Here is a 21,012-nt window from a genome sequence, read left to right as displayed (position 1 = left end):
ATCCGCGCTTCTAGAAGTCGGGCTTCTCGTAATGCGAGGGCGGCACCACGATCTCCATCCGCTCTGACAGCAACGGCCGGAAGGATGGCCGGGATTTGAAGCCTGCGTACCAGCGCTTGACGGGTTCATGGCCCGTCCAGTCGATCCCGCCGAGATAATCCGCGACGGACAGATGCGCGGCCGCCGCGACATCGGCAAGGCTCATCGTGCCGCCGCCCATCCAGCTGCGATGGTCGAGCAGGTAGTCCATATAATCCATATGCGTGTTGGCGCGCTTCATCGCCTCGCGCAGCACGCCGCCGTCCGGCGACAGGCGGTGTACGATGCGCTTCTTCATCCTCTCGTGGAGCAAAGGCGCGACGACATCGCCATAGAAATTCTGGTCGAACCACGTCACCAGCCGCCGCACTTCGGCGCGGCCCGCAGCGGTGCCGGAGATCAGCGGGAACTTGTCGACCGTCTCCTCGAAATATTCGCAGATCGCCTGACTGTCGATCAGCGTCACACCCTTGTCCAGATCGACCATGACCGGAGTCGTGCCTGCCGGATTGAGGTCGAGGAACTCGTCCCGCATCGTCCAGGGCGATTCACGAACCAGATCATAGCCGATGCCCTTCTCGCCCAAGAGCAGGCGGACCTTGCGGGAGAAGGGGCACAGAGGGAATTGATAGAGTTGCCACATACACCCCTGTTAGGCCGGGCAGGCCCATCGGGAAAGGCGCAATCCTTACAATGCTACGTGTTTTTACATGGGCGGCCGTGGCGCGATCCGGACCGTGAAGTTGAGGACCGGAAGGGCATGTCGCTTCGGCCCAGAAGCCGTTGCGATCATCCACTTCCTGTTCCGGATGACCGGCGGCCCTAATGAAAGTCGCGGGATTTCGGCACGATGCGGACGTTGCGCGGGTGCCCATGATTACGGGGCGCTTGCGGGTGCTTCCCCTCATCCGCGCGGCAGAGCGTGATGGGCGTCCGATTATTATCATCCAGCTGGTCGAGCAGGGCAGTACGGTCGATGATGTTCGCGGCCATCAGGTGGGAGACCCCTTCGGGGCTGCGTTGCACTTCGCCTTCGACCAGCATCAGCCGGGACGCCATCACCGCGCGGCGGAAATGTTCGAACAGGCGCGCCCACATGATGACATTGGTGATGCCGCTTTCATCCTCCAGCGTGACGAAGATCGCGTTGCCTTTGCCGGGGCGCTGGCGGACGAGCACGATGCCTGCGGTGCGGACCCTGGTCCCCGCTTTCGAGGCGGCGGTCTCCGCGCAGCTCATCACGCCTTCCTGAGCCAGGATCGGGCGCAGGAAGGTCATCGGGTGATCCTTCAGCGAAAGCCGCGATGTCTGGTAATCGATCGCGACATGCTGGGCGAGAGACATGGTGGGCAACATGGCATTGGGTTCTTCCCCCAACTCGCGCGCCTTCGCGGCGGCAAAGAGGGGAAGCTCCCCATTCGGCGTGCGGCGCACGTCCCAGAGCGCCTGCCGCCGGTCGAGCCCGATGGAACGGAACGCGTCGGCATCCGCAAGCAGACGCAGCGCGCGCTGCGGCAGGGCGGCGCGGCGGGCCAGGGCCTCCACGCTGTCGAACGGGCCATCGGCGCGCGCTTTCACGAGTGCCTCCACCCATGTGTCGCGCAGGCCATCCATCTGCCGGAAGCCGAGCCGTAGCGCGAGAGTGCCGTCGGCGCGGCGCTCCAGCATGTTATCCTCCTCGCTGGCGTTGATGTCGATCGGGCGGATCTCGACGCCATGTTCGCGCGCATCGCGAACGATCTGGGCGGGGGCATAGAAGCCCATCGGCTGGGAATTGAGCAGAGCGCAGGCAAAGACCGCAGGCTGATGGCACTTGATCCATGCGGACACATAGACGAGCCGCGCGAAGGAAAGAGCATGGCTTTCGGGGAAGCCATAGCTGCCGAACCCCTCAACCTGCTTGAAACAGCGTTCGGCAAAGTCGCGCTGGTAGCCGCGTCGCACCATCCCCTCGATCATCTTATCACCAAGTTGATCAATGGTGCCAGCGTTGCGGAAGGTAGCCATTGACTTGCGCAGCTGGTTTGCTTCGGAGGGCGTGAAACCCGCTGCTACAATTGCCAGTTTCATGACCTGTTCCTGGAACAGGGGAACGCCCTTTGTCTCGCCTAACAAAGACTCCAGTTCCTTGGGATCATGTGGTGGGGCAGGAGAAGGATATTCAACCGCTTCCTGCCCGGATCGCCGTCGCAGATAAGGGTGCACCATGCCTCCTTCGATTGGACCGGGGCGGACAATCGCGACTTGGATGGTCAGATCGTAGAGCGATTCCGGCTTCAAGCGTGGCAGCATGTTTATCTGCGCACGGCTTTCCACTTGAAACACCCCGATGCTGTCGCCCCTCTACAGCATTTCATAAACTGCCTTGTCCTTGGAAGAGAGGCTGATTTCGAGGTCGTTGTCGCCCAATCCATGATCACGCATCAGGTCGAACGCCTTGCGGATGCAGGTCAGCATGCCGAGCGCCAGCACATCGACTTTCATCAGCTTGAGCGCGTCGATGTCGTCCTTGTCCCACTCGATGAAGGTGCGGTCTTTCATTGCGCCATTGTGGATCGGGACTGTCTCATCCAGTCGATCCTGCGTCAGCACGAAGCCGCCGACATGCTGCGACAGGTGGCGCGGGAACTTCAGGATCTGGCCGACGAGATCCTTCAGCCGGGCAATGGCAGGATTGGCCGGGTCCAGACCGGCCTCGGTGTATCGCTTTTCTTCCATGTCGCTGGAAAAGCTGCCCCAAACGGTGCTGCCCAGCCGAGCGGTTATATCCTCGGAAAGGCCGAGCACCTTGCCGACTTCCCGCACGGCACTGCGAGGGCGGTAGTGGATGACGGTCGCAGCGATTCCAGCACGATGACGGCCATAGCGATGATAGATATGCTGCATCACCTCCTCGCGACGTTCATGCTCGAAGTCGATATCGATATCTGGAGGCTCCTTCCGCTCCTCCGATACGAAGCGGGAAAACAGCAGGTTGTGCTCAACAGGATCTACGGAAGTGACGCCTAGCAGAAAGCAGACGATGGAATTGGCTGCCGATCCGCGGCCCTGGCAAAGTATGGGGGGCTTCTGATCGCGCGCGAACCTGACGAGATCGTAGACGGTGAGGAAGTAATAAGCATATTGGTGGTTGCGGATGAGGTCGAATTCTTCCCTCAATAGCTTCCGCACCTTGTCCGGCAGGTCTGTGCCATAGCGTTTGCGGGCAGCCTTTGTGACGATATGCTGGAGCCATCTTTGCGGCTTCCATCCCTTTGGCACCGGCTCGTGCGGATATTCATAGTTCAGATGGTGTAGCCGGAAGCTGATGCGGTCGAGCAGGACCTTGGTTTCCGCCACGGCCTGCGGGCAATCGCGGAACAGGCGCGCCATTTCGGTGGGGGCTTTCAGATGGCGTTCGGCATTACCAGCGAGCTTTCGCCCAGCCTGCGTGATTGTCGTGCCCTCGCGGATGCAGGTGACGATATCGTGCAGGGGGCGCTGCGCCGGCGTCGCGTAGAGCGCGTCATTTGTGGCGATCAGCGGTACGCCGCTGGCCTGACCAAGTCGCATCAAACGCGCGAGACGGCGGCGGTCGCTGCCCTGGCGCGGCATGGTCGCGCCCAGCCAGACGCGGCCCGGTGCGGCATTGCGCAGTTGATAGAGCAAGGCGCCGTCACTTTCCTGCGCCATGACGATCAGCAGCAGGTCTTCAGTATATTCCAGCAGGTCACTGAAATGGAGGATGCAATCGCCTTTCTGCGCGCGCAGATTGCCGAGCGTCAGCAGGCGCGTGAGGCGTCCCCATCCATAGCGTGTTGCCGGATAGGCAACGATGTCCGGCGTGCCGTCGGCAAAGACAAGCCGCGCGCCGACGACCAGCTCGAAAGGGATTTCGGGCAGCTTCTCCGCAGCGGCCTTCTCTCGTGCGTTCCTGAGAGCGATATAGGCGCGAACCACGCCTGCCACAGTATTGCGATCCGCAATGCCGATCCCGGCCATTTTCAGCGCAATCGCTTCACTCACCATGTCCGACGGATGCGACGCGCCGCGCAGGAAGGAGTAGTTCGTCGCGGCCACCAGTTCGGCGAAGGCGGGTTCGTCGCTCATGCGAACAGGCCGTGGACGTACCAGCCGGGCTCCCGCTTCTCGCTGTTATAGAGGCCGTGGCGGAAGATCCAGAAACGGTGGCCACGGGCGTCCTCCACGCGGTAATAGTCGCGCGTGATGCCGGTGCCTTCGGGGCGTTTCCACCATTCGGCTGCGATGCGTTCCGGCCCCTCGAACCGCGTCACGTCGTGCAGGGTGCGTCGCCAGCGGAAGCGATGCGGTGGGCCGTCCGGGACCTCGGCCATGACCTCGATCTTCTGGGGCGGATCGAACAGGTGCAAAGGGCGCAGCGGCGGTTCGCCAGTTTGCGGCTTCTCCCAAACGGCGGGGGTCGGCGCATCCACGGCGGGCAGCGTCAGCACGCCCTGTTCGGGAATATGCGTGTCGCGCGGCGCGAAACGGTGGATGCGGTCGCGGCCCAGGCGCGTCGAGAGCCGGTCGACAAGCGCCGCCATCGCCTCCTGCGTGACGGCGCCGCCTTCAAGCTGCAACTGCGTCGGCATCATCGGTTCCAGGGACGGCACGGCCAGACGGATCATGTCGAAGCCGAAGCCGGGATCGATGGGGTCGGCCAGCGCCTCCACGCGTTCGGAGAACAGCTTGACCAGCAGGGCGGGATCGCGAAGCGGCAGGCCGCTTTCGACGCTGAGGTCGCGGATCTGCCCGTCGCTGCGATAGAGGCGCGCGGTGAAGCGGCGGCCCCCCTTGCGGCGTTCCTCCAGCACAAGGGCGGCTTCCTCGCCAAGGTCGCCGATCACGGTCAGCGCGTCTTCGGTGCGGGCGATGGGTTCGGCAAAGCGGCGCTCGAAGAACAAAGCGGGCAGGGCGCGGCGCGGCACGATGCGGCTGTCGGCCTGACCCAGCACGCGCGCCAGTGTGTCGGTCGCCTCTTCCCCGAAGCGGGCGGCGATGGGCGCGGAGGGGCGCGTGGCGAGATCGCCGATGGTCCGCAGGCCAGCGCGACGCAGGGCAGTCTCGGTTTCCGGCTCCAACCTCAATGCCGCTATGGGCAGGCGGCGGAGTGCGGCGTCTTCGCTGGCGGCGGGCACCGTCTGGAAGCGGGCGAGGGCCTGTGCGCCCTCCGGCGTATCGGCAAAGGCGTGGCGGAGATGGCCGGTCGTGCCCTGCATCCAGCGGTGCATGCGGCTCTCCAGATCGGCGACCAGCCCTGCCTCGCCGCCGAACAGATGCGCGCAGCCGGTGATGTCGAGCGTGATGCCATCGGAAGGATCGAGCGCCACCATCGGCGTGTAGCGGTCGCACAGGTCCGCGATCCGCTCCAGCCAGCGCAGGTCCGCCGCAGGGTCCGCATCGTACACCACAAGCTCCGGGATGCGCGCGCGCGCATCGGCCAGCGGCAGCCCCGGCGCCAGTCCGAGGGCTACGGCGCGCGGGTCGAGTGCGGCGAGGCGCATGGCCCCGCGTATCTTTTCGACCAGTGCGAAGGGCGCGTCATCCCGTGCGTCGGAGCGGGACGAGCGATGGCGCAGCATCCGATCCGCCGCGAGGAAGGGAAACCATAGCGCCAGGTGGCGCCGTCCGGATCGGGGTGTCTGCATTTCTGTCTGCCGGGCGGAAGACTGCACTTTCACGATCCCACTCCACTTGCCAGCATCCGCCAGCCGGACGGCCGCGCTGGCGCAACAATTCGATTTTCAGGGTCGGATAGCCGGGGGCATTGGCCTCCAGCGGGGCGGAGGCGGCCGCACGCACCGCCCAACGGGTTTGCGCGGCGCTCGGCGTCGGTTCGGCATCGACGCGCAGCAGCAGTACCGTGACGCCGGATGCTTCGGCGGCGAGGGCAAGGCGGCGGCTGGCCGTCAGATCGAGGGCAGCGGGACGCTGCCACAGTTCGACGATCGCGACGCCGACATCGGGGCAGCGCACCACGTCGGCGGCGGCACGCAACACCGAAACGGGATCGGGGAGCACCGCCACTATCACGCGCGCCGGATCGAGGCCGATTTCCAGCAACCCTGCGGCGTGCAGCCTGCCGTTCACTTTCTGCACGGTTTCCTGCCGCAGCCACAGGATGCCACCACCCAGCCGCAGGGCCAGCATGGCGGCGAAGCCAGTCACGCTGCCTGCGTCGTCGGGGTCAAGGGCGAACAGTTCGTGCAGGCAACCCCGCGTGATGCCCCCGCCTATGGCTGTGTCGATTGCCTCATGCCCGGTGCTGATCTGCACGCCTTCAGAGATCGGGCGTTGCTGCTCGATATGTGAAATCCTGCGCCGCAGCACGGATAGGGAGGGAGAAGAATCGGCCATATGTTCACTATATGTTCCTTATCTTCTTCTTCGGCATGGCAGTCAACACTCAGCCGCGCATGGCGTCCGCCGCATCGCTGGCGAGCCTGTCGGCACGCTCATTGTCCGGATGCCCGTTATGCCCCTTTACCCAGCGCCAGTCGATGCGATGGCGACGCGTGGCCTCCACCAGCGCCTGCCACAGCTCCGCGTTCTTGACGGGCTTCTTGTCGGCGGTCTTCCAGCCATTCTTCTGCCAGCCCAATACCCACTTGGTGATGCCGTCCTTCACATAATTGCTATCGGTGGTCAGGATCACGTGGCAGGGGCGCTTGAGGGCATTCAGCGCCTCGATCGCGGCCATCAGCTCCATGCGGTTGTTGGTGGTCAGCTTCTCGCCGCCGGACAGGTCCTTCTCATGCGGGCCGGAGCGGATCACCGCGCCCCATCCGCCGGGGCCGGGATTGCCCTTGCATGCGCCGTCGGTGAAGATCTCGACTGTGGTTGGCTCGCTCATGCGCCGAGCAACATGGATGGCTCCGCGGCGGCGTAGAAATCGAGGCGGCGCAGGAAGGCGAGGGGGTCCTTGCGCGTGACCATCGCATCGGATGGCGTGTTGATCCAGTCGTAGGCGCGCGTCAGCAGGAAGCGCAGCGCAGCGCCACGGCACAAGGCGGGAAAGGCGGCGCGCTCCGCATCCGACAGGCCGAATGCGGCATCATATCCGGCCACCAAAGCTGCGCCGCGGTCGGCATGATAAGCGCTGCCGTCGTGCGCGAAACACCATGCGCCATGCGTCACCGCCAGATCATAGGCGCGTATTTCGGTGCAACTGAAATAGAAGTCGATGAGGCCGGTGACATCGTCGCCCAGCATCAGGACATTGTCGGGGAACAGATCGGCATGGATCACCGAGCGCGGCAGATCCGATGGCCAATGCGCGTCCAGCCAGGCGAGTTCGTCCGCGACGCGCCGACCAAGGCCCGGTGCGATGCGGTCGAAATCATCACCACATTTCGCGGCCAGATCGTGCCAGCCAGGCAGATCGAGGACATTTGGACGGACGCCGGTAAAATCCGCCGCCGCACGATGTAGCTCGCCCAGCGCCTTGCCCGCGGCATTGGCTTGAGCAGGGGTTGGCTCGGTGACGGACACCCCGGTCAGGAACTCGATCAGGCAGGCCGGGCGGCCACTCAGTTCCTGCAGCCTGCCGCCCGCGCGATCGGCAATGAAACGCGGCACCTTGCATCCGCGCGCGCCCAGATGGTCGAGCAGGTCCATGAAGAAAGGCAGGTCCGCCTCATCGACGCGCTTTTCGTAGAGCGTCAGGATGAAACGGTCGCGCGTCGTCTCGATCAGGTAATTGCTGTTCTCGACACCTTCGGCAATGCCCTTGGCCGACACGAGGCTGCCGACGTCATAGCGCGTCAGGAAGGCGGCCATGTCTTCGGCCGGAACATGCGTATAGACGGCCATTCGGGGATCAGGCCGCTTCGAGGCCGCGCGGCAGCTTGAAGGAAACGGTTTCCTTGACGGTTTCGACTTGCCGTTCCTCGACTTCGAAGCGTGTCGCCAGCTTTTCGACGACTTCGCGCACCAGCACTTCGGGCGCGGAGGCTCCGGCGGTTATGCCAAGCGTCGCGACGCCGCGCAGCCACTCGAAATCGATGTCTTCGGCGCGCTGGATGAGGCGCGCGGGCGTGCCTTCGCGGTCCGCCACTTCGACCAGCCGCAGCGAGTTGGAGCTGTTGGGCGCGCCGATGACCAGAACGGCGTCGCAGGACGACGCGATCGCCTTCACTGCATTCTGCCGGTTCGACGTCGCATAGCAGATATCCTCGCCCTTTGGCCCCAGGATCGTCGGAAAGCGGCGCTGCAACACTTCCAGAATGGCTGCCGTGTCGTCGACCGAAAGGGTGGTCTGCGTCAGGAACGCCAGGTTGTCGGGATCGAGGGGCGCGAATGCCTCGGCATCGGCGACCGTCTCGATCAAGGTCATCGTACCTTCGGGAACCTGTCCAAAGGTGCCGATGACTTCCGGGTGGCCCCGATGGCCGATGAAGAGGATATGCCGCCCAGCAGTGACCTGCCGTTCCGCTTGGCGGTGAACCTTGGACACGAGCGGGCAGGTCGCATCGAGATAGGAGAGGCCGCGCTGCTCCGCGTCAGCAGGCACCGATTTCGGCACGCCATGCGCGGAAAAGACGACGGGCACGCCATCGGGCACTTCGTCCAGTTCCTCCACGAATACCGCGCCCTTGGCTTTGAGCCCTTCGACCACGAAGCGATTGTGGACGATTTCATGCCGGACGTAGACGGGCGCGCCATATTTTTCGAGCGCGCGTTCCACGATCACGATGGCGCGGTCGACTCCTGCGCAAAAGCCGCGTGGCGCTGCAATCAGCAGCAGCAGGGGAAGCTTGGCGGCATCGGGCGCGGCGTCGATCATGCCCCGCCTTTAGGCGAAGCGCGTGCAGGAGGGAAGGCGCTTCCTCGCATGGGACGGCGCGAGCGCCCCTGTAAGCATGTTGCTTACAGGGAGGTGGATGGATAAGAAGCCGGTCAGCCTCGTTTTTCAGGGAATTCCCGTGACCATCGCCAGAACCGCACTTGTAAGCCTTGCCCTTGTCGCTCTTGCGGGCTGTTCGCGCAGCGGCGAGATCGATGCGACGGGCGGTGTCATCGCGGTGCGCTCTGCGTGCCCGACGGCGGCAGTGCCGGCCTATACGGGCGACATCACGCTGTTCAATCCCGCCAGCAGCCGCGATGCTTCGGCCATCGACGTAGTGGCCAGCATTACCAATGTCCGCGCGACCTGCTCGGAAGGGGCACAGCTTTACACCGAAGCGACATTCGACGTGCAGGCGCGCCGTAGCGACGCCAGCGCCGCGCGCGAAGTGACCTTGCCCTATTTTGCGACGGTCGTGCGCGGTGGAAGCAGCGTTATCGCCAAGCGCGTCGCGCAGGTGACGCTGCGGTTCGCGCCCGGCGAGTATCGTGCGACGGCCAGTGCGAAGGCCGGGTCCTATGTGGACAAGGATGTTGCGACTTTGCCACCCGAAATCCAGAAGCGCATCAGCCAGAAGCGGAAGGCGGGCGATGAGGACGCGGCGCTCGACCCCTTTTCCGATCCGGACGTGAAAGCGGCCTTGCAGCGCACCAGCTTTGAATTGCTGGTGGGCTTCAACCTGACGCAGGACCAGTTGCGATATAACGCGACTCGCTGATCGGGCTGGTGCCGTCGCCTGGCGGCTACATTTCGGATCAGGCAGTATGGGCTTTTAAGGAGCGCAGCCTATTGGCCGTGCAATAGTCCAATCCTTGGGGGATCTACCAAGTGACTTTATATGCACGTTTCGCAACGTATCTGAACGGTGTTCTCGACGGGCTGGTGACGGCCGGTGATCTGCCTGCGGGTCTGGATCGCAAGGGCGTGACGGTCGAACCCCCGCGCGATCCGAGCCATGGCGACCTTGCCACCAATGCCGCGATGGTGCTGGCCAAGCCTGCGGGCACCAATCCACGTGCGCTTGCGGAAAAGATCGCCGCCGGGTTGCAGGCGCTGGAGGAAGTCTCCGAAGTGTCCGTCGCGGGACCGGGCTTCCTCAACATGCGCCTGACGGACGCGACATGGCGTGCGGAACTGGCGGCCATCCATGCCGAAGCGGCGGACTATGGCCGCACGGACATGGGGCAAGGCGTTCACGTAAACGTGGAATATGTCTCCGCCAATCCTACCGGGCCGATGCACATGGGGCATTGTCGTGGCGCGGTGGTGGGCGATGCCCTGGCCACTCTGCTGGAATATGCGGGGCATAAGGTCACGCGCGAATATTATATCAACGATGCGGGCGGGCAGGTCGATGTGCTCGCGCGGTCGGCGCATGTCCGGTATCGCGAGGCGCTGGGCGAAGATGTCGGGGCGATTCCGGAGGGGCTGTATCCGGGCGACTATCTGATCCCGGTGGGTCAGAAGCTGGCCGCAGACTATGGCGACGCGATGGTCGCGGCGCCGGAAAGCGAATGGCTGGTGCCGTTCCGCAAGCAGGCCGTTGCCGCAATGATGGACATGATCCGCGCGGATCTGGCGCTGCTCGGTATCCACCACGACCTGTTCTCCTCCGAAGCCGAATTGCAAAAGGCGGGCAAGCCCGAAGCCGCCGAAGCATGGCTGCGCGAACAGGACCTCGTCTATGACGGCGTGCTGGAAGCGCCCAAGGGCGAGACGCCCGAGGATTGGGAACCCGTCGAACTGCCCCTGTTCCGCTCCACCAAATTCGGTGACGATCAGGACCGCCCGATCAAGAAGTCCAACGGCAGCTGGACCTATTTTGGCGCGGACCTCGCCTATCATTATCAGAAGGCGCAAGCGGCGGACCAGCTTATCGACATCTGGGGCGCGGACCATGCGGGCACCGTAAAGCGCATTCAGGCGGCGGTCGCGGCGCTGACCGGCGGCAAGACACGATTTGACGTTAGGCTGGTGCAGATGGTCCGGCTGCTGCGCAATGGCGAGCCGGTCAAGATGTCGAAGCGTTCGGGCAACTTCGTGACGCTGGCAGATGTCGTGCAGGAAGTCGGCAAGGATGTCGTGCGATTCACCATGCTGACGCGCAAGGCCGATGCGCAGATGGATTTCGACTTTGCGAAGGTGGTCGAGGCGTCGAAGGACAATCCGGTCTTCTACGTACAATATGCCCATGCGCGGATTTCCTCGCTCGGACGGCGGGCGGCGGAAGCGGGGCTCGATCTTCCTGCGCCCGACCTGTCCCTGCTTGGGACGGTCGAACTGGAGCTGGTCAAGCGTGCAGCGCAGTTTCCGCGCATTGTCGAGGCCGCGGCGCAGAACCGCGAACCGCATAGAATTGCCTTTTATCTCAATGACTTGGCGGCCTCCTTCCATGGCTGGTGGAACCTTGGGAATGACAATCCGGAACTGCGCGTGATCGTGGCGACTGATCCTGCCACGACATCGGCGAGGCTTTTCTTGGCTCGCGGAATCGGGCAGATAATCCGCAACGGCTTGGCCCTGATGGGGGTCGAGGCGCTTACGGAGATGCAGTAGATGAGTGATTATGCGCGTGGCGGCCTGAACCTGGAGGATGAGGATCGTCTTCCGTGGCTGGAACCCGCAGAGCGTGACGACGATAATGACGGCGTGTCTCCGCTCAAGCTGCTGGCCTTCATCCTGACGGGTCTGGTTGCGCTGGGGGTGATCGTGGGCGGCGTTTACTGGATGCAGAGCCGCACCGGCTCGGGCGATCTTGGCGGCGACGCGCAGGTGATCACGGCACCCGCTGGCGACTACAAGGTGCCCGCCAATGAAGTGGACGCCAAGAAGTTCGCGGGCGAGGGCGACGCCAGCTTTGCCGCCAGCGAGGGCGTGGAGCGCGTGGGCCGGATCGATCCGAGCCGCGTTCCCGAAGCGCCTGTCATCGGCGGCGCGGCGCCTGCGCCCAAGATCGCGGCGGCCAAGCCCGCCAGCAAGTTCAGTGCGCCCGTTGCGGACGAAACCGGGGCGAAATCTGCTGCCACTACTGCTGCATCCGGCGCTGCCCGGGGGGCGATGATCCAGCTTGGCGCCTATGGCAGCCAGGCGAGTGCCAAGGAAGCCTGGGGAAGGCTTTCCAAGCGGTTCGATTATCTCGCGCCGCTGGGCACTTCGGTCGAGACCGTCAAGGTCGGTGAAACGACGCTGTACCGGCTGCGCGCGAGTGCCGGTAACGCATCGCAGGCGAGTGCATTGTGCGGCAAGTTGCGGGTTGCGGGCGAAAGCTGCCTCGTCGTCAACTGACGCTTCGACAATCGGGCGGGTAGCGGTTAGATTGACGGGCATGATGCGTCACGCCTGTATGAAGCCCAGATCATGAAGCCTGTTATCTTCGGGCTGTCCGGCCTGTCCGTCACTGCGGATGAGGCGGCGTTTTTCCGCGATGCCGATCCGGCGGGATATATCCTCTTCGGCCGCAACATTCAGGATGTCGCGCAGGTGCGCGCCCTGACTGACTCCCTGCGGGCGCTTCATGGGCGCGACGATCTGCTCGTCATGATCGATCAGGAGGGCGGCCGGGTGGCCCGGATGCGGCCGCCGATCTGGCCAGCCTTTCCTCCGGGCGCAGCCTTCGACGCGCTCTATGAAATTGCGCCCATCACGGCGATCGAGGCGGCGCGGGTAAACGCACAGGCGATCGCAACGACGCTCCGGGAATGCGGGATCAGCGTCGATGCCCTGCCGCTCCTGGATGTACGCCAGCCCGGCGCGAGCGACATCATGGGCGACCGCACGCTCGGCAGCGAACCTATGCGCGTGGCGGCGTTGGGACGCGCGGTGCTGGACGGCCTGAAGCGTGGCGGGGTGACGGGCATCGTGAAGCATATGCCGGGCCATGGCCGGGCGCTGGTGGACAGCCATCACGAACTGCCCACGGTCGAAGCGGACGAGGCCGATCTGGCAGTCGATCTGGAGCCGTTCACGAGCCTGAACTGGGCGCCGATGGGGATGACGGCGCATATCGTATATACCACATGGGACCCGGACCGCCCGGCCAGCCTTTCGCCCACGGTCATCCAGACGATCATCCGCGACCGCATCGGATTTGGCGGGCTGCTGATGTCCGACGATCTCGACATGAAGGCGTTGAGCGGCAGCGTGCCCGAGCGCGCCGCCGCCGTAGTTGCCGCGGGCTGCGATCTGGCGCTCAATTGCTGGGCGCGGATGGACGAGATGATCGGCATCGCGCAGGTGCTGCCCGAGATCACGGAGCAGGCCCGAGAGCGGCTGGATGCTGGGATGGCCTATGCCGCCGAGTCACTGGACGATGCTCCGTTGGACGCATTGCTGGCAAAGCGCGACGAACTTCTGGCCTTTGCGTGAGGATGACGCGGGCCAGTGGATGATCTGTTCCCCGCTGCGGCAGGTCCCGCCGGTCCCGAACGGCTGACGGTCACGTTCGATGTGTGGGAAGGGCCGCTCGACCTGTTGCTGGCGCTGGCCCGGACGCAGAAGGTCGATCTGCGCGAGATATCGATTCTGGCCCTGGTCGAGCAGTATCTGGAATTCATCGACAGCGCGCGTGAACTGAAGCTGGAGCTGGCCGCCGATTATCTGGTGATGGCGGCGTGGCTGGCGTATCTGAAATCCGGGCTGCTGCTTCCGCGCGACGAGCAAGTCGATCCCTCGCCCGAGGAACTGGCGCTGCGGCTTCAACTTCGCCTGCAACGTCTGCAGGCGATGCGCGAAGCCGGGGCGCGGCTGATGGCGCGTGATCGGCTCGGCCGCGACGTGTTCGCGCGGCCTGCGCCGGAGGGGCTGCGGACCGTGCGCAAGTCAGCTTGGCAGGCGAGCCTGTTCGAACTCATCCAGGCCTATGGACAGATCCGCGCGCGAACTCAGCCTGCGGTACATGTCGTCGCGCGCCGCCCGGTGATGACGCTGGACGAAGCGATCCTGCGCGTGGAGGCGCTCGTGGGCGTGCGGCTGGACTGGACGACATTGGAAAGCTTCCTGCCGACGGGCATGAGCAAGGTCCTAAGCCGCTCTGCTCTCGCAAGCAGCTTCGTCGCTGCTCTCGAACTGGCGCGGCAGGGCAAGGTGGATATCCGGCAGGATGGGATATTCGCGCCCCTCTATCTTCGCGCCGCTCAGCCTGACGCGGTGATTCGCAGATGATGCAGGAAGCTGACGACTTTTCCCGCGCAGTCGAGGCAACGCTGTTTGCTGCCGAGCAGCCTATGACGACTGGCGAATTGCGGCTGCATGTCGGCGATTCGGGAAAGCTGGCGGAAACGCTTCGGCAGTTGCAGCAGGATTATGCCGGGCGCGGCATCAATCTGGTGGAGCGGGGCGGGCGGTGGCATTTTCAGACCGCGCCCGATCTTGCCCATATCTTGCGGCGGGAGAAGGAAGAGACGCGACGATTGTCGCGCGCCGCGATGGAAACCCTGGCGATAATCAGCTATCATGAGCCGGTCAGCCGCGCCGAGATCGAGGCGATCCGGGGCGTTCAGGTCGGCAAGGGGACGCTGGATGTCCTCATGGAAGCGGGTTGGGTGCGGCCGGCGGGGCGTCGCGAAGTTCCGGGGCGGCCGCTGATTTATGCGACCACTGAAGAATTTCTGACGCATTTCGGGCTTAACAGCCGCCGCGACCTGCCCGGAATAGACGACCTTCGCGCAGCAGGGCTGCTCGATCCGGTCGATCTGGCGCTGGAGAGCGCAATGGGAGCCGGCAGTGCGGATGATGACGGCCAATCCGTTGTGGAAAATGATGATGAAGACGCCTAGATAGCGTCCAGCAATTGGAGAATTACGATGGGTTCCTTTTCGTTGATGCATTGGGTCATCGTCCTGCTGGTCGTCATGCTGCTGTTTGGCAGCGGACGCATCTCCGGGCTGATGGGTGACGTGGCTAAGGGCATCAAAAGCTTCAAGAAAGGCATGGAGGACGATTCGGACGATCTGCCGACCGCGCGTCCTGCCGCCAAGATCGAAGGCCAGCGTGCGCCCGAGCCGAGCGTGACCAAGACCGAAGAGCACAAGCAGGTCTGATCGCGACCGCGACTTCACAGGCGGAACGCGGGTATAGCAATGTTCGATATCGGATCGACTGAACTGCTGCTGATCGTGATCGTGGCGATCGTGGTGATCGGCCCGAAGGATTTGCCGCGCGCGCTCTACAAGGTCGGGCAGGTCGTCGGCAAGGCCCGTGGCATGGCGCGCCATTTCCGCACCGGGATCGACGCCATGGTGCGCGAAGTCGAACTGCAGGAACTCGAGAAGAAGTGGGCGGAGCAGAACAAGCGGATCATGGCGGAACATCCGCCGGAGACCGCTTCGGACGATAGCGAAAGCGCCGCTGGAGCCGCAAGCGCGCAGCCTCAGCTTGATCTTGCCGATACGCCGATGACGCCGCTGCCGACTTCGGCCTATCCCGGGTCGCCGAAGAACGACGAAGCGGCATGATCGACGATATCGACGACAGCAAGGCGCCCTTGCTGGACCATCTGATCGAGTTGCGGGGGCGGTTGCTGAAATGCGTTTATGCCCTGATCATCTGCGGGGCCGTCTGCTTCTACTTCTCCGACAAGCTGTTCGCGTTCCTGATCCAGCCGCTGCGCGAAGCCTTCGGCGATGGCAAGGGGCAACTGGTCTACACCAAGCTGTATGAAGCCTTTTTCGTTCAGGTGAAGATCGCCATCTTCGGCGCGTTCTGCCTGTCCTTCCCCGTCATCGCCAACCAGTTGTGGGCGTTCGTTGCTCCGGGCCTGTATGCTAAGGAAAAGAAGGCGCTGCTGCCCTTCATCATAGCAACGCCCGTGCTGTTCACGATGGGCGCGGCGCTTGCTTATTATGTGGTGATGCCGACGGCATTCCACTTCTTCCTGACGTTTCAGGGTAATGCCGGGGGTCTGAATGTCGAGGCGCTGCCGAGCGCCGACGCCTATCTGTCGCTTGTGATGCAGTTCATTCTGGCATTCGGAATCAGCTTCCTGATGCCGGTGCTGCTGATGCTGCTGAACCGCGCCGGGTTCGTCAGTCGGGCGCAACTTATCGGCCTACGGCGATATATGATTGTCGCTGCGTTCATCGCAGCCGCGGTCCTGACCCCGCCGGACGTAGTATCCCAGCTCATGCTCGCTGTGCCGTTGATCCTGCTCTACGAAATCACGATCATCGCGATCTGGTTCACCGATCGTCGCCAGGCAAAGCAACTGGCGCGGGAAGAACGGAAGGCCGGGGCCGGTCCGGCGTGATGGGACAGGCGGGCACACGCAATCGGTGCCCGCCCGATACCGCCAATTAGTCGGCGGCGTTTTCCACGGCCTGTCCAGCGCTCTGTACGTCGCGGCCTGCACCTTCGACGGTGTTGCATGCGCTCAGAACCAGTGCGCTGGAGAGCAGCATCGCTGCAATGATCTTCTTCGACATAGGACATCTCCTCTAGATATGACGGACGCGTCGCGCGCCATGTGCCCCAAGGCAGCAAGGTGAAAACCCTTTTGTTGGGAAAGCGTTCCTACCACGCCCAGGAATACCGATGCGGACCCGAAATAATTTGGGCCCGGTACGCAATCGGGGGGAGAGTTGCGTCCGGGCCCATGTGTATGGATAGCAAGAGCGGGGGGGCAAAAGTTTTGCTATCCGGAGGTAATAACCCGCAAAATTGTGGGGAGTTCCAGACCCCGCAGATTATTTTGAGTTTTATCCGGGTATGAGGTTAGATGTCTGATTTATAACGGAAGTTTCTGAATTTTTTAGATCAGGGGGCGTCCGCTGCTGCGGAATTCCGGGCGGATCGTGGAGCGTGGGAGGCTATCCTCAGGCGCTACCGGGCTCGGACTGCTCACAGGAGAGGTGGTAGAGGAAAAGGTGATGATTGGCGCGATAGGCGGGAGAATTCCTTTGTCCGGCGTCGCCGTTCGCGGCGAAGGTCCCGTCTGAAGTTCCAATCCCGTATAGGTCGCCGAAAACGCGCGGGGCGAACCGGCGTCGCCTCGCAGACGATAGAAGATGTGCGCGCCGACGACCGCCACCGGCGTCAGGCTGCCCGCCCAATGCGGATGTACGGCCAGGGTATGATAATGGGTGGCGAGACCCACTGGCGCGAATACGGAACCGGCAAGTGCTTCTGTAGCGACACGCCGCGCGCGCGCCCAGCTTGCGCTGGCGGGAACTCGGGCCATTGCCCCATCACAGCTGAAGGTGAACTGGCATCTTGTATCAGCCCGTTCGGAACCCTGATACACGACCGCGCACACGCTGTGAGGCCAGGCGGGATGGCGCATGCGATTGAGCACGACTTGTGCGACGGCACGCTGGCCATCTTCGGGCTCGTTGCCCGCCTCATAATAGATCGCCGAGGTCAGGCAATTGGTGGCCCGGTATTGGTCAAGCGCCGAGCGCGCGCGAAAAGGCAGGGCAAGCGCGGCCGGGCTGCTGCTCAGGGCGAGCACATGTGTGTCGTTGGCGAAGGCGACATCCGGCGCAGGATCGAACGCGCCCTCGACATAGAAGAAGGCCGAGCCGGGAAAATTCTCCCGCGCCCTATCGTGATCGCTGCCGGGAGAAGGCGGGCCGCTCACCAGATCCAGCGCGCCCAAGGTCGCTGCCGGCATGACTTGCCGCGCCAGCAGGGCCAGTGCAATCAGGCCCAGCCAGCAGAGCTTTTCCCGCAAGCCATAGCCGGTAGGGCGTTCCAGGAGTGCCGAGTGTCCGCGCATGCGCGCTGCATAGCGCGGCCTGTATTACTTTTCTGCCCCCTAAAGAACGCTGTTCCTAGATGGGACATCGCAGATCACAGCCCTTAACCGCTGCACAACCTATGTTTGATGGCCGCAAAGCGTGGCTCTCTGGCATATCGTGCGCGGCTCCGCTATCGGAGGGCGATGCATGTTTATGAGAATACGCTGGCGCTGATCGGCAACACGCCGCTGGTGCGCCTCACCGGGCCGTCGGAAGAGACGGGTTGCGACATCTACGGCAAATGCGAATTTGCCAATCCGGGGGCATCGGTCAAGGATCGCGCCGCCCTGTTCATCGTGCAGGATGCGGAGGAGAAGGGGCTGCTGGAACCGGGCGGCACCATCGTTGAAGGTACGGCGGGCAACACCGGAATCGGGCTTGCGCTCGTCGCGAATGCCAAGGGGTACAAGACGATCATCGTCATGCCCGAAACCCAGAGCCGCGAGAAGATGGATACGCTGCGTGCGCTGGGCGCGGAGCTGGTGACGGTGCCTGCCGCGGCTTACTCGAACCCCGGACATTTCGTGCACACCTCCCGCCGCCTCGCGGAGGAGACGCCTGGCGCGATCTGGGCGAATCAGTTCGACAATATCGCGAATCGCAAGGCGCACATCGTCGGCACTGCCGAAGAGCTTTGGAGCCAGATGAAGGGCCGCATCGACGGGTTCACCTGCGCTGCGGGTACGGGCGGCACGATTGCGGGTGTGGGCATGGGCCTGAAGGCGAAGGACGAGAAGATCGTCGTCGCGCTGAGCGATCCGCATGGCGCCGCGCTGTTCAATTATTATGCGCATGGCGAACTGAAGGCGGAAGGCACTTCTGTGGCGGAAGGGATTGGGCAGGGCCGGATCACCGCCAATCTGGAAGGCGCGCCGATCGATGCGCAGTTCCGCATTTCCGATGCCGAAGGGCTGGAATGGGTCCGCCGCCTGCTCACCGAGGAAGGGCTCTGCCTAGGGCTCTCCTCCGGCATCAACGTCGCTGGCGCCGTGGCGCTGGCGCGGCAGCTTGGGCCGGGACATCGCATCGCGACGATCTTGTGCGATACCGGCTTCCGGTATCTTTCAACGCTGTATAATCGCCAGTGGCTGGAATCGAAGGACTTGACGGTGTTCCCCTGGCTAGCGCAGGATTGAACATCAGGCAGATAAGGACCGCTTCGCCGCTTATGGCAATTGTCTCATCCCTGCGCAGGACCAGCCGCCGATGACAAGCCAGCAGCAGCAGCCGACGCCCGGTGCGCGGATCGCCAGCGCTGAGTCGTTAGCGCAAAAGGTAGAGCAGCGGCGGCAGGATGGCCTGCATCGCGTGCAGATCGGGCTGACGGGTATTGCCGGTGTGATCCTGCTGGTCGGCCTTGCCAATATCGTCATCGACAAGGCGCGGCTGGATGCGCGGAGCCTGCCGCCGCCAGTCGTCTCGACAATCCCGCAGGGCGAAGGCAATGCGGCATCGGGTCCGCGTGAACCCCTGGCGGAACTGGGTGTTACGCCGTCGGCCGATCAGGTGGTGCCCGATCTTCAGCCAGACCCCGGGCTTAACAAGCCGATGGATCGCGATCCGCAATAAACGGTTCTTCCGAACGGCGGTGGGTGCCGCTCTGCATTTTACAGCGATTGCCGGTGCTCTCGTTGCTGGACTTGCATGGGGGCCGATGCTGGACGTGGGGCAGGTCGTCATCGGTTCCTGGTGGCCTTTCCTGCTAGGCGCGGCGGGAACATTGGCTGTCGTCGAGCTTATCCGGAGCGGGAAGTGGATGGCCATAGCAGGTGCGGCCTGGGCCTTCTCAGGTGCCTGGCTGAGTGTTGCGGTTCTCTGCAGCGTTGCTTCACAAGTTTCGCCCTCGGCTTTCCTGCCTTTGCGAGAAACGGCGAAGGTTCCGCCTCGCGAGACGCTCGCGCTTAACACGGGACTCGATCTGTATTGGCGGCGAAATCATACGCTGGCCGAATTGGAGCGCGGGTTCGCGGTGGATCGCCTCGATGTCCTTTCTGCCGCGACGCTTGCTCAACATAGCATTCTGCTTCTTGCCCAGCCGCGCTTGCTGGCTCCCGAAGAACTGGTGGCTCTTGACGAATGGGTGCGCCGCGGCGGCAGGGCTGTGGTTCTTGCCGATCCTCTTCTGATCTGGCCTTCCGATCTTCCGGTCGGCGATCGACGCCGCCCACCTGCGACGAGTTTGCTCGACCCTCTGTTGACGCATTGGGGGCTGAGACTGGAAGCTGCGGAGTCGTCATCCCTGCAGCGCCGATTCCTCGGGGGTGCCCGCTTGCTTGTCGTGCAAGGCGCTTCACAGTTCACGGTGAAGCCGAGCCGCTTTGCGCGGTGCGACCGGGTGAAGGACGGCCTTACCGTCGCGTGCCGAATCGATCGGGGACAGGTGCGTTTGGTGGCGGACGCCGATCTGTTGGATGAGCGGTTATGGCTGAGCGAGGATGGCAGAAGGACATCCGACAACATGGCTGTCGTGATCCAGTGGCTGCATCAACCATTGGCGTCCGTGACCAGCTGGCGGACCGCACCTGTGTGGGTGCGAAGCGCGCAGGACCTCAAGGCGGGTTTGCGATGGGCGTTGCTCGTCGCGTTTCTCTGGTCCGCGGCGGGCGCAGTTCTGTTGCGGGCTTTGACAGCACGACGAGATCCGCGCAGGCAATTACGATGAAGAACAAGCATAGAACAGTTAGCTATGATATTGGGGCTTCACCCACGCAGAAACACCAAATACCTCCCATTCCCATCTTTTCCCATCTTTTCCCCTTTATTCCCGACCCGTGAATTGGTAATCAGGTCCGCATAGGGGCTGATCCAGCTTTGTGATTCCGGTGGAGCGGAGGGCGTGGTGCACGCGTTTTCCGCAACGGGAGAGCTGTACCCCTCAGAAAGGGGTAAGGCGTTTTTCTCGTGGCGAGCAGCATACTCTTCTCGGGTAACGCCTTCAGTCTTGCAGACGGCAAAGGTCGGTTCGTCATCCCCCTCGACATGCGCAAGCAGGTAAAGCTTGGCAGCGACAACGAAAATCGCCTCGTCACATCCTTCCATGGCAAGCACCCCTGCGCCACCGGATTTGGCACGATCTTTCGTCAGCAGCAGGAAGACGCCATCACGGCCCGCGCCGTCGCCGCGATGAACCGCGGCGAAGACTATGACGAGGATGGCGAGCGCGAGAAGCTGTTCCCGTTGATGGACGAAGTGAACTTCGACGATGGCGGCCGCTTCTTCCTGCCCGACGACCTGAAGGAAGTCAGCGGCATCACCAGCGCTATCTTCTTCGTCGGAGTCAGCCGCTACATTCAGATGTGGGACCCGGCTTCCTATGAGGCGAGCCCGTCAGGTCATGAGCTGCTCAAGGCAAAATGCCGCCGTTTCCTGGCCGAGCGGGAGGCGTCGGCCAAATGA

At 63.4% G+C, this 21,012-nt stretch carries 21 protein-coding genes and 1 pseudogene; 13 read left to right on the top strand and 9 right to left on the bottom strand.

Going from position 1 to position 21,012, the window contains the following annotated elements; genetic code table 11:
- Positions 1-10 precede the first annotated feature (10 nt).
- The 7 genes and pseudogenes from QHC67_RS02680 to ispH all read right to left on the bottom strand — a co-directional run bounded on the left by QHC67_RS02680 (position 11) and on the right by ispH (position 8,824).
- Positions 11-682, bottom strand: coding sequence for a glutathione S-transferase family protein (locus QHC67_RS02680; RefSeq protein WP_319290643.1), 672 nt, complete (start codon positions 680-682; stop codon positions 11-13).
- Positions 683-861: 179 nt separating this feature from the next.
- Positions 862-4,128, bottom strand: a pseudogene (locus QHC67_RS02675) (error-prone DNA polymerase).
- Positions 4,125-5,621, bottom strand: a complete 1,497-nt coding sequence (locus QHC67_RS02670; RefSeq protein ID WP_319290642.1) for a DNA polymerase Y family protein — start codon at positions 5,619-5,621, stop codon at positions 4,125-4,127. The pseudogene QHC67_RS02675 and the gene QHC67_RS02670 overlap by 4 nt, the downstream one beginning before the upstream one ends.
- Positions 5,581-6,396, bottom strand: coding sequence for a hypothetical protein (locus QHC67_RS02665; RefSeq protein ID WP_319290640.1), 816 nt, complete (start codon positions 6,394-6,396; stop codon positions 5,581-5,583). Before QHC67_RS02665 ends, QHC67_RS02670 begins: the two co-directional genes overlap by 41 nt.
- A gap of 49 nt (positions 6,397-6,445) precedes the next feature.
- A complete protein-coding gene (rnhA, locus tag QHC67_RS02660; RefSeq protein WP_319290638.1) occupies positions 6,446-6,892 on the bottom strand; it encodes a ribonuclease HI in 447 nt (148 codons plus the stop codon).
- Positions 6,889-7,851, bottom strand: coding sequence for a homoserine kinase (gene thrB / locus QHC67_RS02655; RefSeq protein WP_319290636.1), 963 nt, complete (start codon positions 7,849-7,851; stop codon positions 6,889-6,891). Before thrB ends, rnhA begins: the two co-directional genes overlap by 4 nt.
- A 7-nt stretch (positions 7,852-7,858) precedes the next feature.
- Positions 7,859-8,824, bottom strand: a complete 966-nt coding sequence (ispH, locus tag QHC67_RS02650; protein WP_319290634.1) for a 4-hydroxy-3-methylbut-2-enyl diphosphate reductase — start codon at positions 8,822-8,824, stop codon at positions 7,859-7,861.
- A 139-nt stretch (positions 8,825-8,963) separates the two neighbouring features.
- Here ispH and QHC67_RS02645 point away from each other — a divergent pair, with 139 nt between their 5' ends.
- The 9 genes from QHC67_RS02645 to tatC all read left to right on the top strand — a co-directional run bounded on the left by QHC67_RS02645 (position 8,964) and on the right by tatC (position 16,127).
- Positions 8,964-9,602, top strand: a complete 639-nt coding sequence (locus QHC67_RS02645; protein WP_319290746.1) for a hypothetical protein — start codon at positions 8,964-8,966, stop codon at positions 9,600-9,602.
- Positions 9,603-9,712: 110 nt separating this feature from the next.
- Positions 9,713-11,440: an arginine--tRNA ligase gene (gene argS, locus QHC67_RS02640; protein WP_319290632.1), complete on the top strand. Its 1,728-nt coding sequence runs from the start codon at positions 9,713-9,715 to the stop codon at positions 11,438-11,440.
- Positions 11,441-12,169: an SPOR domain-containing protein gene (locus QHC67_RS02635; protein WP_319290630.1), complete on the top strand. Its 729-nt coding sequence runs from the start codon at positions 11,441-11,443 to the stop codon at positions 12,167-12,169.
- A gap of 72 nt (positions 12,170-12,241) precedes the next feature.
- Positions 12,242-13,249: a beta-N-acetylhexosaminidase gene (gene nagZ / locus QHC67_RS02630; RefSeq protein ID WP_319290628.1), complete on the top strand. Its 1,008-nt coding sequence runs from the start codon at positions 12,242-12,244 to the stop codon at positions 13,247-13,249.
- Between the two features lie 15 nt (positions 13,250-13,264).
- Positions 13,265-14,044, top strand: coding sequence for a ScpA family protein (locus tag QHC67_RS02625; protein ID WP_319290626.1), 780 nt, complete (start codon positions 13,265-13,267; stop codon positions 14,042-14,044).
- Positions 14,041-14,658: an SMC-Scp complex subunit ScpB gene (gene scpB / locus QHC67_RS02620; protein ID WP_319290624.1), complete on the top strand. Its 618-nt coding sequence runs from the start codon at positions 14,041-14,043 to the stop codon at positions 14,656-14,658. The genes QHC67_RS02625 and scpB overlap by 4 nt, the downstream gene beginning before the upstream one ends.
- Before the next feature lie 27 nt (positions 14,659-14,685).
- Positions 14,686-14,922, top strand: coding sequence for a twin-arginine translocase TatA/TatE family subunit (locus QHC67_RS02615; protein WP_319290622.1), 237 nt, complete (start codon positions 14,686-14,688; stop codon positions 14,920-14,922).
- 39 nt (positions 14,923-14,961) lie between these two features.
- A complete protein-coding gene (tatB, locus tag QHC67_RS02610) occupies positions 14,962-15,336 on the top strand; it encodes a Sec-independent protein translocase protein TatB (protein ID WP_319290620.1) in 375 nt (124 codons plus the stop codon).
- Complete coding sequence (tatC, locus tag QHC67_RS02605; protein ID WP_319290618.1) at positions 15,333-16,127, top strand: twin-arginine translocase subunit TatC; 795 nt, start codon at positions 15,333-15,335, stop codon at positions 16,125-16,127. The genes tatB and tatC overlap by 4 nt, the downstream gene beginning before the upstream one ends.
- Before the next feature lie 46 nt (positions 16,128-16,173).
- Here the strand turns inward: tatC and QHC67_RS02600 are convergent, their stop codons facing one another.
- Positions 16,174-16,302 (bottom strand): entericidin A/B family lipoprotein, encoded by a 129-nt coding sequence (locus QHC67_RS02600; RefSeq protein ID WP_319290615.1) that lies wholly within the window; start codon positions 16,300-16,302, stop codon positions 16,174-16,176.
- 326 nt (positions 16,303-16,628) lie between these two features.
- A complete protein-coding gene (locus QHC67_RS02595) occupies positions 16,629-17,594 on the bottom strand; it encodes a cell wall hydrolase (protein ID WP_319290614.1) in 966 nt (321 codons plus the stop codon).
- Positions 17,595-17,759: 165 nt separating this feature from the next.
- Between QHC67_RS02595 and QHC67_RS02590 the strand changes: the two genes are divergently transcribed.
- The 4 genes from QHC67_RS02590 to QHC67_RS02575 all read left to right on the top strand — a co-directional run bounded on the left by QHC67_RS02590 (position 17,760) and on the right by QHC67_RS02575 (position 21,012).
- Entirely contained in the window at positions 17,760-18,752 is a 993-nt protein-coding gene (locus tag QHC67_RS02590; protein WP_319290612.1) for a cysteine synthase A, read from the top strand.
- A 70-nt stretch (positions 18,753-18,822) separates the two neighbouring features.
- The gene (locus tag QHC67_RS02585) at positions 18,823-19,185 is read left to right on the top strand and encodes a hypothetical protein (RefSeq protein WP_319290610.1); all 363 of its coding nucleotides are present in this window, start codon (positions 18,823-18,825) and stop codon (positions 19,183-19,185) included.
- Positions 19,186-19,204: 19 nt separating this feature from the next.
- Positions 19,205-20,278 (top strand): DUF4350 domain-containing protein, encoded by a 1,074-nt coding sequence (locus QHC67_RS02580; RefSeq protein WP_319290608.1) that lies wholly within the window; start codon positions 19,205-19,207, stop codon positions 20,276-20,278.
- 239 nt (positions 20,279-20,517) lie between these two features.
- Entirely contained in the window at positions 20,518-21,012 is a 495-nt protein-coding gene (locus QHC67_RS02575; protein ID WP_319290606.1) for a division/cell wall cluster transcriptional repressor MraZ, read from the top strand.

Origin of the sequence: Sphingobium sp. (genome assembly GCF_033795625.1) — a bacterium.
GTDB lineage: Bacteria > Pseudomonadota > Alphaproteobacteria > Sphingomonadales > Sphingomonadaceae > Sphingobium.
The sequence above is the reverse complement of the archived record's forward strand: the minus strand, read 5'-3'. Positions and strand labels throughout refer to the sequence as shown.

Bases quoted from the DNA above. Each gene is read 5' to 3' on its own strand.
- ispH (WP_319290634.1), bottom strand. From the start codon at position 8,824: ATGATCGACGCCGCGCCCGATGCCGCCAAGCTTCCCCTGCTGCTGCTG.
- QHC67_RS02615 (WP_319290622.1), top strand. From the start codon at position 14,686: ATGGGTTCCTTTTCGTTGATGCATTGGGTCATCGTCCTGCTGGTCGTC.
- QHC67_RS02635 (WP_319290630.1), top strand. From the start codon at position 11,441: ATGAGTGATTATGCGCGTGGCGGCCTGAACCTGGAGGATGAGGATCGT.
- tatB (WP_319290620.1), top strand. From the start codon at position 14,962: ATGTTCGATATCGGATCGACTGAACTGCTGCTGATCGTGATCGTGGCG.
- tatC (WP_319290618.1), top strand. From the start codon at position 15,333: ATGATCGACGATATCGACGACAGCAAGGCGCCCTTGCTGGACCATCTG.
- QHC67_RS02680 (WP_319290643.1), bottom strand. From the start codon at position 682: ATGTGGCAACTCTATCAATTCCCTCTGTGCCCCTTCTCCCGCAAGGTC.
- QHC67_RS02665 (WP_319290640.1), bottom strand. From the start codon at position 6,396: ATGGCCGATTCTTCTCCCTCCCTATCCGTGCTGCGGCGCAGGATTTCA.
- scpB (WP_319290624.1), top strand. From the start codon at position 14,041: ATGATGCAGGAAGCTGACGACTTTTCCCGCGCAGTCGAGGCAACGCTG.
- QHC67_RS02600 (WP_319290615.1), bottom strand. From the start codon at position 16,302: ATGTCGAAGAAGATCATTGCAGCGATGCTGCTCTCCAGCGCACTGGTT.
- rnhA (WP_319290638.1), bottom strand. From the start codon at position 6,892: ATGAGCGAGCCAACCACAGTCGAGATCTTCACCGACGGCGCATGCAAG.
- QHC67_RS02595 (WP_319290614.1), bottom strand. From the start codon at position 17,594: ATGCGCGGACACTCGGCACTCCTGGAACGCCCTACCGGCTATGGCTTG.
- nagZ (WP_319290628.1), top strand. From the start codon at position 12,242: ATGAAGCCTGTTATCTTCGGGCTGTCCGGCCTGTCCGTCACTGCGGAT.
- QHC67_RS02585 (WP_319290610.1), top strand. From the start codon at position 18,823: ATGACAAGCCAGCAGCAGCAGCCGACGCCCGGTGCGCGGATCGCCAGC.
- QHC67_RS02670 (WP_319290642.1), bottom strand. From the start codon at position 5,621: ATGCTGCGCCATCGCTCGTCCCGCTCCGACGCACGGGATGACGCGCCC.
- QHC67_RS02590 (WP_319290612.1), top strand. From the start codon at position 17,760: ATGCATGTTTATGAGAATACGCTGGCGCTGATCGGCAACACGCCGCTG.
- thrB (WP_319290636.1), bottom strand. From the start codon at position 7,851: ATGGCCGTCTATACGCATGTTCCGGCCGAAGACATGGCCGCCTTCCTG.